The sequence below is a fragment of the Nonomuraea sp. 10N515B genome (genome assembly GCF_052245915.1).
In the GTDB taxonomy this organism is placed as follows: Bacteria; Actinomycetota; Actinomycetes; order Streptosporangiales; family Streptosporangiaceae; genus Nonomuraea.
This window is the reverse complement of sequence record NZ_JBQQBQ010000008.1, coordinates 109,688-124,557: the sequence shown is the minus strand read 5'-3', so window position 1 is coordinate 124,557 and position 14,870 is coordinate 109,688. Positions and strand designations below refer to the sequence as shown.

Genomic DNA, 14,870 nt, shown 5'->3' with positions numbered 1-14,870 from the left:
GGCGAGAGTGGCTCATGCCGTAAAGAGTCGCAAGGGGTTGGGCACGGGCACGCACCGCATCGCCTCTCCCGCCGCGTCCGTCCAGCGCAGCAGGAGATTGGCCTTGGCCGGAATGTGCGTGCTGGAGAGCAGGGTCCGCACGTCCTCCGGATCGCCATGATCCCGCCCGGCGCCTTTGAAGACGGCCCTCGCCCGCGCCCACAGCTCCTCCCACAGCCGCGGATGGCGCTCTGCGACCGCCCCGGCGAGCTCGTAGAGGTTGTTGGTCACCAGGCAGTAGACCAGCCGCTCCCAGCCGTAGGACGGACTCACCAGGCCCGTGCGCGGGATCTCGGAATGCCGCTCCGCGACGACCCTGACGCCTTCATGATCACGGTAGAGCGCCTGGGCGGGCAGGCCGTGCTCGTCCACCGCGACGAGCACGTTCTGCAGGTGGCATTCGAGCACGATCCCGTGGCGGAGGTACGCGTGCAGAACCGGCGGCACCAGGTGCTCCAGGTACCGTTCCCACCACAGCAGCGCCCGGTCCTCATCCAGCCCGTCTAGCGGGTTGCCGGGGAAGCCCTCGCTGATCCCCGCCGCCATCAGCGCGGTCAGTCCCGGGCGCACGTGCTCGCGCAGCCCGTCCCGTACGATCACGGCCAGCGCCTCGCCCCCGTCCCCGCCCAGCTCCGCGCTGCGGTAACCGCGGTCGCGCAGCACGGCGGGCCGGGGCACATGCTCGGGCAGTCCGTCGAAGGCCCCGTCGACCAGGTCGGCGACCGCGCGCAGCCGGCGCAGGTCACGCAGCCACAGGCGGCGAACATCGTTCGTGATCCGCACGTCCAGGCTGAACTTGCAGAACAGGTCGAGCTCCGGCAGGTAGACCGTGCGGATCGACGCGGTCGGCACGGCCACGGCCGCCGTGGCGCCCAGGTGACGCAGCCGCCCGCCGCGCAGGCCGCCGAGCAGCTCCACCTGCCAGGGGTGCGCGGGCAGCAGCGCCACGCCATCGCCCGGGAGCGGGCCCAGCCGATCGAGCGCGCTCACCTCCCCCTCCTCCACCAGGACCTCGGCGGGCACGCCGAGCAGCGGCAGGGCGAAGCTCGCATGTGCCTCCGGCGCGTAACGCAGCCACTCCTCCGGACCCGCGCCACCGCGGGCCTTGGGCGCGGGGTGGTAGCGGTGCCCGGCGACGAGGGCCTGTTCGGAGCGCACGTACGGGTCCGCGGGCGGCGCGGCGGCCTGTCTGGCGGCCAGCAGCGCGGCCGCGACGTCCCGGCTGTGGGCGATCTCGGCGGGCAGCACGTCGTTGTCCACTCCGGTGCTCGCGCGGAGTTCCGCCGCCGCCAGCGCGATCAGGTCGTCCAGCGACACCGGCCGCCAGCCGTCGGGCGTGCGGAGCTCCGGCTCGGCCGGGAAGCGTTTGCCGTGGACGCGCAGCACGTGGCCGGTCGCGGCGAGGGCGAAGGTCCCAGGATCCGGGCCCGGGCGGGCCGTCTCGCGGAGCAGGCAGTTGAGCAGCGCCGTAACCGCGAGGGCCGCGGCGACCGTCCGTGCCTCTCGCTCAGGCCCAGAGGACGAGAGCTCCGTGGATGCCATGGCGACCTTTTCTTACCATTTGTGCCTATTAATGCCCATGGGCTAGATACCCAGGATATTTCTGGAAATAGTGTGAAATATGGGGCTGCTTGAGGAGCAGTTCGCGGCCGAGCTGGCCGTTGTACGTCCTGATCTGTCGGCGTCCTACGCCGCGGCGCTTCCTGGCGCGCGAGCCGCCGTGCTCGGTCGCCTGTGGCGCAGCCTCCTCCACGAACCCCTGCCCGGCGTGGCCGCATCCCCGGGCCAGGGGTCTCCCGGCTCTCCTGCCGGGCAGGCCGTTGTGGTGTTGTCCGACGGGCGGCGGGTGGCCGGGCCGGCGCGGCTGCCGTACGACCTGGGCGGCGTACCCGCCCTGTGGCTGGACGGGCGCCCCTGGACGCACCCTGCCGGCCTGCTGGCCGTGCTCCGGCTGCCCGGGGCCGGGCGGCTGGTCGAGGATCTGGACAACAGCGTCGCCTCCCTGGCCCTGTCCCGCGCGAGCGCCGCCACGCAGCCCCCCGCGACGACCGTCACGCCGGAGCACTACGAGCAGAGTGTGGTCGACGGTCACCCCTACCACCCGTGCTGCCGCAACCGCCCAGGTGTCTCGGTGGCCGAGCAGCTGGCGTACATGCCGGAGCACCGCCCCGTCGTCGCCCTGGACCTGGTCGCGGTGCCTGCGGCGGACTGCCTGGTCTCGGGTCCGTGGCCGGCCTCGCTCACCGACGGCGACCGGCTGCTCCTGCCCGTGCACCCCTGGCAGACCCGGCACGTGCTGCCCGACCTGGGCCTGCGGCCGTACGCGCTGGGTGCGATCCCGGCCCACCCGCTGATGTCCGTACGCACCCTCGCCCCGCTCGACGGCGGCCCGCATCTCAAGACGGCGTTCACCACCCGCATGACCTCGGACGTCAGGGACATCTCCCCCGGCTCGATCCGCGACTGCGTGGCGCTGTCCGAGGTGCTCACGGACCTGTCGGCACGGCTGGGTGGCCGCCTGCACATGGCCCGCTACCTGGCCGGGGCCGCCGCCACGGCCAAGGGCGAGCTGAGCGCCGACGTGTCGGCCATGCTGCGCGAGCCGACGCCCGCCGTCATCCGAGGCGGCGTCGTGCTGCCGGTCGCGGCGGTCACCCGTGAGATGGTCCGCGACCCGGCCGAGTGGCTGGCGGTGTTCGCCCGCCTGGCCCTGGCCGGCGCTCTCGGCCTGCTGGCGCTCGGCGCGGCGCTGGAGGCGCACGGTCAGAACCTGCTGATCGTCATGGACGGAGGTCGCGGCCTGCCCGCCCGCCTGGTCTACCGGGACCTGGCCGACGTCCGGCTCAGCCCCGCCAGGCTGGCGCGCAACGGCATCGAGGTCCCGCCGGTCAGCGACAGGCTGCTCAGCGACGACCCCGCCGTCCTGCACGCCAAGCTGTACGGCTCACTCGTCGGCACCACGTTCGGCAGCCTGATCTCCCTCTTCTGCGCGGGCGACCGGGCCGCCGAGTCACGGCTGTGGGCCGTCGTGGCGGACGCCGCCAGGGAGGCGTTCGACGCGCTCCCGGACGGTCCGGAGGTGCGGGCCGACCGCGACGCCCTGTTCGGCCCGCACCTCACGGTGAAGGCACACCTGCGCGCGCAACTGGACGGCGCGCCACCGGGCGACAGCTGGACGAAGGTGCCCAACCCGCTCTACGCGATCTAGGGCGCCAGCTCCGCGATGGGGATGCGGCGGAAGGTGATGCTCTCGTACGGGCCGAAGCTCCCGGTCTCGAACAGCAGGCCCACCGTGTCTGCGTCCACCCTGACCAGGTCGGAGTAGGCCGCAGGCAGCCCGGACACCGTGTGCGCGACCCGCCAGGTGACGCCGAGGTCGTCGCTGGCGCGTACCGTCATCATCGCCCGCGCGTCGGGCGCCGCGGGGCCCGAGAACAGCAGCACGTCCGGCGAGTCGCACCACAACACGCTGCCTTCGACCACCGGGCCGACCAGCGCCGCCTGGGGGCGGAACGGCTGCTCCAGCGTCTGACCGCCGTCGGCGGAGTACGCGTCGGCCCTGGTGCCGGGGGCGGTCGAGTCGGTGCGGGTGTTGACGTAAACGCGCCCGTCGGGCAGCTCGGTGGCCGTGGTCTCGTTGACGTTGACGTAGCCGTCGGGATTGTCGTCGACGTAGCCGACGCGCCAGGTCTGGCCGCCGTCGTCGCTGAGCACCGAGTGGCCGCCGTTGTACTTGCCCTCGGTCCCGTTGTCCTGACCGCTCGGGGGCAGGGAGTGATTGGCGGGGACCACGATCCGCCCCGTGTGCTGCCCGCGCCGCAGCTCGATCGCGTGCCCGGGCGTGGTCGCGTACCAGCGCCACTCCGGCCGCTTCGCGGTGCCGGTGATCTCGCGAGGAGCCGACCAGGTGACCCCGTCGTCCTCGCTGACCTGCACGAACACCCGCCGTCCATCGGACGCGGACACCTGGCCACGGCGGATCTTCTCCTCGGTGGCCGACGGCCCTTGCCGGACGAACACCAGGACGATCCGGCCGTCGGCCAGCGCCACCGGAGCCGGGTTGCCCGCGGTGCCGCGCCGTGGCTCCGTGGCGATCACCTGCAGGGCGCCCCAAGTCCGGCCGCCGTCCGTCGAGCGCTTGAGCACCAGGTCGATGTGTCCGGAGTCGCCGCCCGAGGCGTGCCGTCCCTCCGCGAAAGCCAGCACGGTGCCCGCCCGCGTGACGACCGCTGCGGGGATCCGGTAGGTGTGGTAGCCGTCCGTGGCCCGACTGTACGGCACCGACGTGGGATAACGATCCGCCATGCCGGAACGCTACGGCCCGCGGGTTAACGACGCCCGACGCCCGGCCTACGTGAAGACGAATGAGGCCATTGGTGAGGAAGGGACACCTGTGCCGCCGAGGAGTCTCCTCAGCGGCACGGGGTTCCGTCAGCCGGCGAAGACGATCACATTGTCTTGGTAGCTGCGGCGCTGGCGGTCGAACGCGCCGCCGCAGGTGATCAGCCGGAGCTGGGTGCCCCCGCCTGAGCCGTAGACCTCCTTGTCCGGGATGCGGTTCTTCGGATAGCGGGACAGGCGGGTCACCACGAACGTGACCGTTGTGCCGTCGGCGCGGTCGACGTGGACACGGTCGCCCTTGCGCAGCTGGCGCAGGCGGTAGAACACCGCCGGGCCGGTGGTCGAGTCGACGTGGCCCGCGATCACGGCGACGCCCTGCTCGCCTGGCTCCGGTCCCGCCTTGTTCCACCCCACGCGGTCGAACTGCTTGGGGGCGATCAGGCGGTTCCCGGCGTCGAGCCGCAGCGGGATCACCCTGGTGGAGACGCCGATGGCGGGGATGCGTAACCGCACAGGGTTGGCGACGTCGGCCCGGCGGGGCGCGGCGTCCGACGTGCCCGAGTCCGGCACCGACACCGGGCGGGTGTCCCCGCCTCGTGCCGCCGTCCCGTCGTGCGTTGAGGTCGCCGCCCTGTCGTGGGCGGGGCTCGCCGCCTCGCGGGGCGCCGGTGCGGCGGCGCATCCTCCGGCCGCCGCGACCAGCGCGCAGGTCGCCAAGAACGCACGCACGGTCAGCTGCCCGCGAAGAAGGCGCGCCGCACCCAGTACGCCCCCACGGCCAGCAGCCCGGCGCCCGCCAGACTCAGCGGCAGCACGGGAACCGACCCGCCGTCGGTGCTCCCGGTCTCAGCGGTCCCGCCGAGACCGGTGTCCACCCCGCCTCGCGGAGCCCCATCGTCGTCATCGTCGTCGTCACGCGACGCGCCACCCACGCCCGTGTCGACCCCGCCTCGCGGAGCCCCGCCGTCGTCGCCGCCATCGTCGTCATCATCACCGCCATCGTCATCGTCGTCGTCCGTGGTGGTGGTGACGTGGACGGCGGCGGGCGTGGCCGCCGCCTGGGCGCTCGTGGTCACGAAGACCGCGCTGGTCGCGCCCAGCCCGAGCGCGACCGCGATCGTGAGCAGGATCCGCCGTATTGCCTGGCCCATGTGAGTCTCCTCCTGACGTTCGCCGCGGCCTCTCCGCGGCTGACCTCAGCCTCCAAAGCGGCCGTTGGGCCACTATGAGGTCGAGATGACAGGTCTCTCACCCGGCCCTACGGCGGGGCCGCGCGGTGCGAGAGAACCTTGGCGTGAAAGAGTGCGAATCACGGACGAGTGCTTCTGGAGGCAGGGGTGGCTGACGAGTTCGACGTCATCGTGGTCGGCGCTGGTCCCGCCGGCGAGAACGTCGTGGACCGGGCCGTACGGGGCGGCCTGACCGCGGCCGTCGTCGAGGAACGGCTGGCCGGTGGCGAATGCTCCTATTGGGCATGCGTGCCGAGCAAGGCGCTGCTGCGGCCCATCGACCTGGCGGGCGAGGTGAGCCGCGTGCCCGGGCTCTCGCTCGGCGAGATCGACGTCGCGGCCGTGCTGGCCCACCGGGACGAGGCCGTCTCGCGGTACGACGACACCGGCCAGGTGGGGTGGATCGAGAGCGTGCCGGCCGAGTTCGTACGAGGCCGCGGCCGGCTCGACGGCCCCAAGCGGGTCCGCGTGACCACGGAAGACGGCGCCGAGCGGGTGCTGACCGCCAGGCAGGCCGTGGTGCTGGCCACCGGCAGCAGGGCGGCCGTGCCGCCGGTGCCGGGGTTGGCCGAGGCCGACCCGTGGACCAGTCACGAGGTGACCGCGGCCACCGCGATCCCGGAGCGGCTGGCCGTGCTCGGCGGCGGGGTGGTGGCCTGCGAGATGGCGCAGGCCATGCATGGGCTCGGCGCCCGGCAGACCACCGTGCTGGTCCGCGGCGGCGGGCTGCTGGGCAGGATGGAGCCGTTCGCGGGTGAGATGCTCGCCGAGTCGTTCGCGGAGGCCGGGATCGACGTGCGGACCCATACCGACGTGGTCAGGGTCGAGCGGCCCGAGCCCGGCGGGAAGGTGACGGTGCACCTGCCCGAGGAGCCGCCGCTCGAGGCCGATGAGCTGCTGGTGGCCACCGGCCGCCGGCCCGCCACCCGCGACCTGGGGCTCGGCTCGGTGGGCCTGGCCGACGGCAAGTACGTCGAGGTGGACGACAGCATGCGGGCGACCGGCGTCCCCGAGGGCTGGCTGTACGCCGTGGGCGACGTCAACGGCCGGAACCTGCTCACCCACATGGGCAAGTACCAGGCCAGGCTCTGCGGCGACGTGATCGCGGCGCGGGCGCGCGGCGACGAGCTTCCCGCGATGCGCGACCTGGCCGACGGCTACGGCGCGCCGCAGGTGGTCTTCACCGACCCCCAGGTGTGCGCGGTGGGCCGCACCGAGGCGGCGGCCAGGCAGGAGGGCTTCCGCGTCCGCGTGGTGGACTACGACATGGGGCGGGTCACCGGGGCTTACCTGCTGGGCGACGGTTACCGCGGACGGGCCAGGGCCGTCGTGGACGAGGACAGGAAGGTGCTGCTCGGCGTCACGTTCGCCGGTCCGGGCGCGGCGGAGCTGCTGCACGCCGCCACGATCGCGGTCACCGCGGAGGTGCCGCTCGACCGGCTCTGGCATGCTGTGCCGTCGTTCCCGACGGTCAGTGAGGTGTGGCTGCGCCTGCTGGAGACGTACGGGCTGTAGGCCGATTCAGCAATCCCCGCGTTCGTGCCCGGAGCGCCCGCCTATCTGGATGACGACGGGCAGGCGGCTCGGCGCGGGGCCAGCGGATTCCCCCGCCTGCATCATCAACTCCGCCACGGTCTCCTCGACGTTGTCGCGTAGTTCCACGTGCGACAGCAGGTCCGTCAGCCGCAGCACGGACAGCAGGTGATCGGAGGGCCGGACCAGGATGATCCGCCCGCGGTCCCCCTCCTCCTCCATGCGCTGCATCGCCATCGCCAGCACGCCGATGACGGAGGAGTCGTAGAAATCCAGGTCGGCCAGGTCGAACACGAGGACGGGCCCGTCCGACCAGTCCCACACGGCGTTGATGCAGGCGCTGAACCGGACCCGTCCCGCATGGTCAAGCTCACCGCTGGCACGCACGACAGTGCACTGGACATATCGGGTCGTCTCGATGCGCAAGCCGTTCCTGCTCACGCCTTCTCCCCTGCCCTCAGAGCGGCGTTATCACAGGGTGATCACCCTTTTTCCCGGCCCATTAAGCCTCGCGGTGCCCCGGCTTACTAGTGCGAGGTGCCCGACTCCAGCGTGGGGATGACGCCCGGGACGGCCCCGACCATCACCAGCAGCGGCGACCGGGCGGGGCTGGGCAGCTCCAGCTCGGTGATGTTGCCCTGCACCCGCCGCTTGGCCCGGCCCATGTCGCCGTCCCTGACGCTGATGATCCGCACCACCGTCGGCGCCGCCGACCGCATGAGCTTCCTGGTGGCGTGGCGCAACCAGCGCAGCTCGCTGTTGATGCGCCGCCACGTCGCGGGGATGACGCTGGCCGGCTCCGCTCTCGTGCCCAGCCGGAGCGTGATGAGGCCGCTCGACCCGAACGCGCCCGGCAGCACCGGGTTGATCACGAACATGCCCGAGCGCAGCTGGCGTGGGCCCTGCCTGTTGACGTTCGCCAGGCCGCCGGCACTGATCAGCGAGTACAGCTCACAGCGGCATCCGTCGAGCGTGTCGGGATCGAAGTCGGCCGGCGGCACCTCCTCGAACACGATCTTGTCGAGCCGCAGCCCCGCCACGCCGTCACGCATGAGGCGCCCGCCCACGATCTGGCGCAGCTCCTCGCTGACGCCGTCGCCCTCCATGATGTCGAGCGCCTCGACGCAGATCAGCCCGTCGTCGGGGATCTCCTCCGCCGGCAGGTCGAAGGCCACCTGGGCCTGCGCCCTCCGGCCACGCAGCAACACGCACTGGCGCAGCTGCCCCTGGGAGCGGATCTGGATCAGCCGCGGCAGCGAGCTCACCGGCTCGGTGCTGCCGTTGTGCCAGTCGGTCACCGACCGCTCGTCCACCGACAACGCCATCCGCACCCGCAGCGGGCGGCCCTGCGCGGCGATCTTGAAGCCGGCCAGCCCCGACGTCTCGAACCGGCCCACGATCTGCGTGCCCCGATGCAGCCGGTCGGTCACCTGCAACGCGGCGACCTGGCCGCTGAGCACGTGCGCGGGCGGTATCGCCGGAAGGACCATCTGGTCGAGATCGGTGGCGGATCCTACGCTGCTCATCTCGTGCTCCTCACGGGGGTCAGAATGGTGGACAGCCCTGCCGGATGATGGAAGTCGAAACGGGTGAGCAGGGGGTCACGCCGTTCCCACATGCGGTGGACCGCGCCGAAGAGCGGGTCGCCGTCGCGCTCCACGTACCGCAGGTTGACCCCCAGCACGCGCGCGTAGTCGTCGCCGTGCGCCCAGTGCGGCAGGAGCTGGGTGGGCACGTCGCCGCCGCAGCGGCGCATCCAGAGCCACAGGCGAGCGCGCTCGCGCTGCTCGGGAGTGAGGATGGTGTCGCCCTTGGCGTGCCTGGCGACGGCCTCTTCCAGCAGCTGCCGAAGCTCGGACGGCGTGCGCGAGACGTGCGTGGCGCCGCACTCGGCCCCTTCGGACCAGCCTGCCTGGATGACGGGGATGCCGAAGGCCGGCAGCTCGATGTCGCCGAACGCGACGGCGACGTCGGTCAGGCTCCACAACATGTTCGTGGACAGCGTGTCGGCCACGTGCTTCATGCGGGCGTGGGCGCCGCCGACCGGGTCGAGGAACAACCAGTTGGCCCACTCATCGGACGTGGCGTAGTGCGCTGTCGTCTCGAACAGCTCCGTGTCCTCGCCGGGCTTGTGGCCGAACACGGCGACCGTGGGCAGGCCGGGATCGAGCCCCAGCCGGGCGCAGCCGTAGCTACGCAGCTGGCGGCGTTCGGTGTCGGTGCGGACCTGGTAGCCGCATTTCGCCTGCCAGGCCGAACGTTCCACGCTGGGCCTGATCAGGTCGCGGTGCGGCCAGACGTACTGCTCGAAGAACGCGGCGACCTGGCCGGGCAGCTCCTCCTGGAAGGAGCTCGCCCCGTCCGCGGGGAACAACGCGTACGCCTGCAGCGTGCCTGTGCCGTTCACGTGCACGACCGGGATCTCCCTGGGCATGCCGCGGTCCACCCGGTCGGTGACCAGTGCGAGGGGCGGCGTCTCAGGCTGCAGGTCTCGGGCCGCCCCGAACACCTCGCCCAGCTGCCGCGCCTCCGTGTCGCCCAGCACGACCAGCCGCGCCGTGGCCGCCCCGCAGAGGGCCTTCGCGACCAGGAGCGTGCGTGCCACGGCTCTGATGTCCTGGTCGTACACCTCCGCCACGATGCATCTGTCACCGCTGGGGCTCTCCGCCCAGTGCGTACGAGCAGCGCCGAGCAGACGATCGAAGTGTCCGCCATCTCCGACACGACGCATGAGACCCTCCACCGAGGCCAGGAAGATATTCCCTGGTAGACGTTGCCAGAGCGGCGCGCCTCCGCCCGTGCCCTCACACGCTTCTTTGCCGACGCCTGACCGAAGTCGTGGCCGCCCCTGACAGGCGATCAACAAGATGTGCTGGAAATCACCACATCGAGGGCGAACAAACCGGCTCCCCCGGAGGTCCAAGCTTTTACATGGAGCACGCCATGGGCGGGTTTAGGATGCACCCTATTGCCCGAGATTGCTCTCGAGATCACTCCAGAAGGTGGGGAATTTTCGCATGGGTTCCCGTGTGTCGAGTATCGCGCGCCTGACCGCGGCCGCGGCAGCGGCCGGGGTGGTGGCCGCCGCCATCGCGCTGCCCGCGGTCGGAGGCACCGGAGCGATGTTCGTCTCGGCATCCGAGGACCTGGGCATCAAACCCGAGGAGCTCAAGGAGCCCCCGCCCGCGGAGAAGACCGAGATCCTCGACGCCAGGGGCAACCAGATCGCGCAGTTCTACGAGGAGTACCGCGAGAGCGTCACACTCGACAAGGTCGCCGACGTCATGAAGACGGCGATCATCTCCATCGAGGACTACCGCTTCTACGAGCACGGCGCGATCGACATCGAGGGCACCATCCGCGCCTTGGCCAAGAACCTCACCTCAGGCGGCATCGCCCAGGGCGGCTCGTCCATCACCCAGCAGTACGTCAAGCAGGTGCTGTACAACTCGGCGACCACCGAGGAGGAGAAGAAAGCGGCGGTCGAGAGCAGTTACGCGCGCAAGCTCAAGGAGCTGCGCTACTCGATGGCGGTCGAGGAGAAGTACACCAAGGACCAGATCCTGGAGAAGTACCTCAACATCGCCTACTTCGGCGCTAGCGCCTACGGGATAGAGGCGGCGGCCAAGCGCTTCTTCGGCGTGAGCGCGTCTGACCTGACCTTGGCGCAGGCGGCGACCCTGGCCGGCGCCGTGCAGGACCCCAACGCGACGGACCCCAATCTGGGCAAGGAGCAGCGCGACCGGCTGCTCAAGCGGCGCAACCTCGTGCTAGACACGATGGCCAAACTGGGCAAGATCACGCCCGAGGAGGCCGCCGAGGCCAAGACCAAGAAGCTCGGCTACAAGGGCACCCCGCTCCCGGGGAACTGTGGGGCCAGCCAGTACCCGTATTTCTGCATGTACGTGCGCAACGAGATCCTCAGCAACCCCATCTTCGCCAAGACGGCCAAGGCCAGGAGCCGCTACCTTAACAGGGGCGGTCTGAAGATCCAGACCACGCTCGACCCCACGATGCAGAAAGCCGCCGAGAAGGCCATCAAGAAGTACGTGCACGCCTCCGACAACCCAGTGGCTTCCGAGGCGCTGGTCCAACCGGGCACGGGCCAGATCAAGGCCATGGCCGCCAGCCGCGAGTACGGCGACTCCAAGCGGAAGCACGAGATGTCATACAACGTCGTGGCCGACGCGGTGCACGGCGGCGGCACCGGCTTCCAGGCAGGCTCGACGTTCAAGACCTTCACCCTGCTCACCGCGCTCAAGCAGGGCATGAAGATCAACGACGGACTGTCCGTCGGCAGCGGCTACCGCGCCCCCTACTACTCCTCATTCAAGAACTGCGCGGGCAAGAGCATCGGCGACCCGACCCACACGGTCACCAACGCCGAGGGAGGCAGCGGCGGCTTCAAGTCGCTGGCCACCGGCACCTGGGGCTCGGTGAACACCTTCTTCGTCGCGCTGGAGCAGAAGGTGGGCCTGTGCAGCGTGGTCAAGACGGCCAAGTCGCTGGGCATCAAGCGCTCCGACGGGCTGCCCCTGACGGAGTTCGAGACGTTCACGCTCGGCACCAACGAGATGGACCCGGTGACCGTGGCCAACGCGTATGCCGCCATCGGCGCGCGCGGCAAATACTGCGCGCCCATGGCCATTACCAAGATCACCGACCGCAACGGCAAGGTGACCAACTACGAGCCGAAGTGCAAGCAGGCGCTGGACCCCGAGGTCGCGGACGCCGCGTCGGACATCCTTTCCGGGGTGTTCACCAAGGGCACGATGCGCGGCGTCGGCGGCATCGGCCGCCCGGCCGCCGGCAAGACCGGCACCACGGACGACCAGGCCAGCGCCTGGTTCGCCGGGTTCACCCCGGACCTGGCGGGCGCGGTCAGCATCGGCGACCCGCGCGGCGCCACCGCCCACAAACTCAACTACGTCACCATTGGCGGCCGCTACTACTCCAACGTCTTCGGCGCCTCGATCCCTGGTCCGATCTGGAAGGACACCATGATCGCCGCGCTGAAGGACATCCCGGCGACGGACTTCACGCCGGTGAACAGCGCCCGCTTCGGCGGCTGCGGCCAGAGTTGCGCACCGGTGCAGCCCGAGCGCGAGGAGCGGGAGACAGGCGACGACAATCCCTTCGAGATTCGCATCGGCGGGGAGGACGACTGATCATTCGGGGGATTTCCACCATCCGGATACGACAAATCGGACATGAAATAGAGCGCTGATCACCGTCGGCACAAAAACCTCTGACGGCTATCAGCGCCTCTAGCTCCGCAAATTCGGAGCCTGTCCGCACAATGGGACGCACTCCTTGCAAAGGCCCTATTAACAACGCCGAAACATTGGTACCTTGGGAGCGCTCCCAGCAACTTCCCGCGAGGTGCTCCATGACCGAGCAGCCCACACTGGCACAGGTGGCGGCCGCTGCAGGGGTTTCCCCCGCGACCGCATCCCGAGTCCTCACGGGCTCGGTGCGGGTCAGTACCTCGACCCGCCGCCAAGTCTACGACGCCGTCTCCCGCATGGGTTACGTCCGGCACCGGGCGCCCAGGGGAACGGCAGCCAAGACCATGGCCGATGGCGTCACGGCCGTGATCTGCGACCATCTGCCCCGTCTGTTCTCCGAGCCCTACTATGCCAGGCTCCTGTCCGCCGCGGGCGCGGTGATCGCCGAGCACGGCACCCATCTCCAGGTCACCACCGTCACCCCCACGTCGTCGACCCTGCCCGCGTTATCCGGCGCAGTGCTCATCATCGGCGCCAGGGAACGCCATCCCCTGGCGATCAAACTATCCACGTCGGGCGTCCCGGTGCGCAACATCGGCCGCCCGCCCCACGACCTCAAGCTCCCGTACGCCGACGTCGACAACTACGACGGCGGCCGGCAGGCGGCCGAGCATTTCCTGCTCAGCGGCCGCAGGAACGTGGCCGCCATCGGCGGCCCACCATCCCTACCTGCCGCCCGCGACCGGCTGGACGGGCTGGTCCGCACCCTACAGGCGGCCGGCGCGCCGGACGTGCCGGTGGCCTACGGCGACTTCACCGCCGCCTCGGGCACCCATGCCATGCAGTGGCTGCTGCGCCACGCCCCAGGGCTGGACGCCGTGTTCGTCGCCTCGGACCTGATGGCGGCGGGCGCGATCCAAGCGCTGCGCAGGGCCGGGCGCAAGGTGCCCGCGGACGTCGCGGTAATCGGGTTCGACGACGCCCCGGTCGCCAAGCACACCGTCCCTGCGCTCACCACGATCCGCCAGCCCGTCGAGGAGCTCGCCACGGTCGCCACCCGGCTGCTCCTCACAGGAGCCGCGGGCATCGACCCTGTCCTCCCCACGGAACTGGTCGTCCGTGAGTCGGCTTGAGCCGGGGGAGGTGCTGGCTCGGCGGTATCTGCTGCTGGATCCGCTGGCCCAGGGGGGCATGTCGGTCATCTGGCGCGCCTTCGATCAGTCACTGCATCGGATGATCGCGCTCAAGGTGCTGACCGCGTCCTTGCACACCGATTGCGGCGAGCGGGTCAGCGTCCGCAGCGAGGCCCGCGCCGCCGCCCGATTCATCCACCCCGACACCATCGAGATCTACGACTACGGCGAGTGCGTCACCGCCAATGGCGCCGTCGCCGCCTACGTCGTGATGCCGCTGCTCGACGGCACACCGCTGGCCGAGCGCATCGAGGCGGGGCCGCTGCCGTGGCCCGAGGCGGCCGGCATCGCGCTGCGGCTGGCCCGGGTCCTCATGGCCGGGCACGCCCGCGGCCTGGTGCACCGGGACGTCACAGCCGAGAACGTGCTGCTCACCGCGGACGGGCCCAAGCTGCTCGACTTCGGCATCGCGGCCTGGGCGGGCGACCCGGAGGACGACCGGGGCACCCCGCCCTACGTCGCGCCGGAGCGCCTGCTCGGTGCGCCGACCCATCCCGCGGTCGACGTGTACGCCCTGGGTGTGCTGCTGCACACCATGCTCACGGGGCGGACGCCGTACCCGGAGACCACGTGGGAGGAGATCGAGGTCGCCCGCCGCACGTCTCCCCCGCCGCGGGTCCCCGGGGTGCCGCACGCGGTCGCCTCGCTCGGCCAGCGGTGTCTGGCGCACCGGCCGGAGGAGCGGCCCACGGCGGCGGACATCGTCGCCGAGCTGACCTCCGCGCTGGGCACGGCGACCCTCGGCCGGCAGCTCAAGCGCGGCTTGACGGTCGCGAGCTCCGCCGTGCTGGCGCTCTCCGCGCTGCTGTGGTTCCAGCAGGCGGGACTCCAGCAGCAGGGACTCCCGCTACCGGGGATGCGGCAGCAGGTGGACCAGGCCCTGGTGGAGCCGTCGGCATCCCCCACGGCCAGGTACATCGAGAGCAAGCCGGCCGCGGCGGTCACGGTCGACAAGGCGGTGGACGACTTCACGACCGTGCTGGAGGCCAGGACGCCGTGCGGCGCGACCGACGCCGACGTCGTGCTCGACCTCAAGCAGGTGCTGAACGGCACGGTGACGCCGCGGGGCCCGTACGAGACCACGACGGCCAACATCCGCAGGAAGTTGTCCGACCGCTGGCGGGAGGGCAGGCTCACACCCGCCTGCCTGAGCGAGCTCGAGGCCAGGCTGGACGACCTCGAATCCGCGCTCCAGCGCAATTGAAGGAGGGGTACGGCAGCACCAGCCGTACCCCTCCGATCGCGCGGCCCGTGCCCCTCGCTAAAGCACGCCCGCGCGGGCTTCATACGCAGGTGCAGCCGCTGGG

Annotated in this window: 12 protein-coding genes; 5 read left to right on the top strand and 7 right to left on the bottom strand. The window is 71.0% G+C overall.

The window, feature by feature from the left end; genetic code table 11:
* Positions 1–12: 12 nt before the first annotated feature.
* On the bottom strand, positions 13–1,581 hold the full coding sequence (locus ACTWQA_RS14115; protein ID WP_443159670.1) for an IucA/IucC family protein: 1,569 nt from the start codon (positions 1,579–1,581) through the stop codon (positions 13–15).
* 79 nt (positions 1,582–1,660) lie between these two features.
* Here ACTWQA_RS14115 and ACTWQA_RS14110 point away from each other — a divergent pair, with 79 nt between their 5' ends.
* Positions 1,661–3,247 (top strand): IucA/IucC family protein, encoded by a 1,587-nt coding sequence (locus ACTWQA_RS14110; protein ID WP_443159669.1) that lies wholly within the window; start codon positions 1,661–1,663, stop codon positions 3,245–3,247.
* On the opposite strand, the gene ACTWQA_RS14105 is transcribed toward ACTWQA_RS14110, so the two are convergent.
* The 3 genes from ACTWQA_RS14105 to ACTWQA_RS14095 form a co-directional block, all read right to left on the bottom strand.
* A complete protein-coding gene (locus ACTWQA_RS14105; protein WP_443159668.1) occupies positions 3,244–4,344 on the bottom strand; it encodes a sialidase family protein in 1,101 nt (366 codons plus the stop codon). The two genes, ACTWQA_RS14110 and ACTWQA_RS14105, sit on opposite strands and share 4 nt — an antisense overlap.
* Positions 4,345–4,470: 126 nt before the next feature.
* On the bottom strand, positions 4,471–5,109 hold the full coding sequence (locus ACTWQA_RS14100; RefSeq protein ID WP_443159667.1) for a class F sortase: 639 nt from the start codon (positions 5,107–5,109) through the stop codon (positions 4,471–4,473).
* 2 nt (positions 5,110–5,111) lie between these two features.
* A complete protein-coding gene (locus ACTWQA_RS14095; RefSeq protein WP_443159666.1) occupies positions 5,112–5,531 on the bottom strand; it encodes a hypothetical protein in 420 nt (139 codons plus the stop codon).
* 186 nt (positions 5,532–5,717) lie between these two features.
* Here ACTWQA_RS14095 and ACTWQA_RS14090 point away from each other — a divergent pair, with 186 nt between their 5' ends.
* The gene (locus ACTWQA_RS14090; RefSeq protein WP_327587411.1) at positions 5,718–7,124 is read left to right on the top strand and encodes a dihydrolipoyl dehydrogenase family protein; all 1,407 of its coding nucleotides are present in this window, start codon (positions 5,718–5,720) and stop codon (positions 7,122–7,124) included.
* A gap of 6 nt (positions 7,125–7,130) precedes the next feature.
* Here the strand turns inward: ACTWQA_RS14090 and ACTWQA_RS14085 are convergent, their stop codons facing one another.
* From ACTWQA_RS14085 to ACTWQA_RS14075, 3 genes are all read right to left on the bottom strand, one after another.
* Positions 7,131–7,583, bottom strand: a complete 453-nt coding sequence (locus ACTWQA_RS14085) for an STAS domain-containing protein (protein ID WP_443159665.1) — start codon at positions 7,581–7,583, stop codon at positions 7,131–7,133.
* 86 nt (positions 7,584–7,669) lie between these two features.
* Entirely contained in the window at positions 7,670–8,668 is a 999-nt protein-coding gene (locus ACTWQA_RS14080) for a hypothetical protein (RefSeq protein WP_443159664.1), read from the bottom strand.
* The gene (locus ACTWQA_RS14075; protein ID WP_443159663.1) at positions 8,665–9,873 is read right to left on the bottom strand and encodes a hypothetical protein; all 1,209 of its coding nucleotides are present in this window, start codon (positions 9,871–9,873) and stop codon (positions 8,665–8,667) included. The genes ACTWQA_RS14080 and ACTWQA_RS14075 overlap by 4 nt, the downstream gene beginning before the upstream one ends.
* 298 nt (positions 9,874–10,171) lie before the next feature.
* On the opposite strand from ACTWQA_RS14075, the gene ACTWQA_RS14070 reads away from it, so the two are divergent.
* The 3 genes from ACTWQA_RS14070 to ACTWQA_RS14060 all read left to right on the top strand — a co-directional run bounded on the left by ACTWQA_RS14070 (position 10,172) and on the right by ACTWQA_RS14060 (position 14,767).
* A complete protein-coding gene (locus ACTWQA_RS14070) occupies positions 10,172–12,310 on the top strand; it encodes a transglycosylase domain-containing protein (protein WP_443159662.1) in 2,139 nt (712 codons plus the stop codon).
* Between the two features lie 221 nt (positions 12,311–12,531).
* Entirely contained in the window at positions 12,532–13,503 is a 972-nt protein-coding gene (locus ACTWQA_RS14065; protein WP_305924380.1) for a LacI family DNA-binding transcriptional regulator, read from the top strand.
* On the top strand, positions 13,490–14,767 hold the full coding sequence (locus ACTWQA_RS14060; protein ID WP_443159661.1) for a serine/threonine-protein kinase: 1,278 nt from the start codon (positions 13,490–13,492) through the stop codon (positions 14,765–14,767). Before ACTWQA_RS14065 ends, ACTWQA_RS14060 begins: the two co-directional genes overlap by 14 nt.
* Positions 14,768–14,870 lie beyond the last annotated feature (103 nt).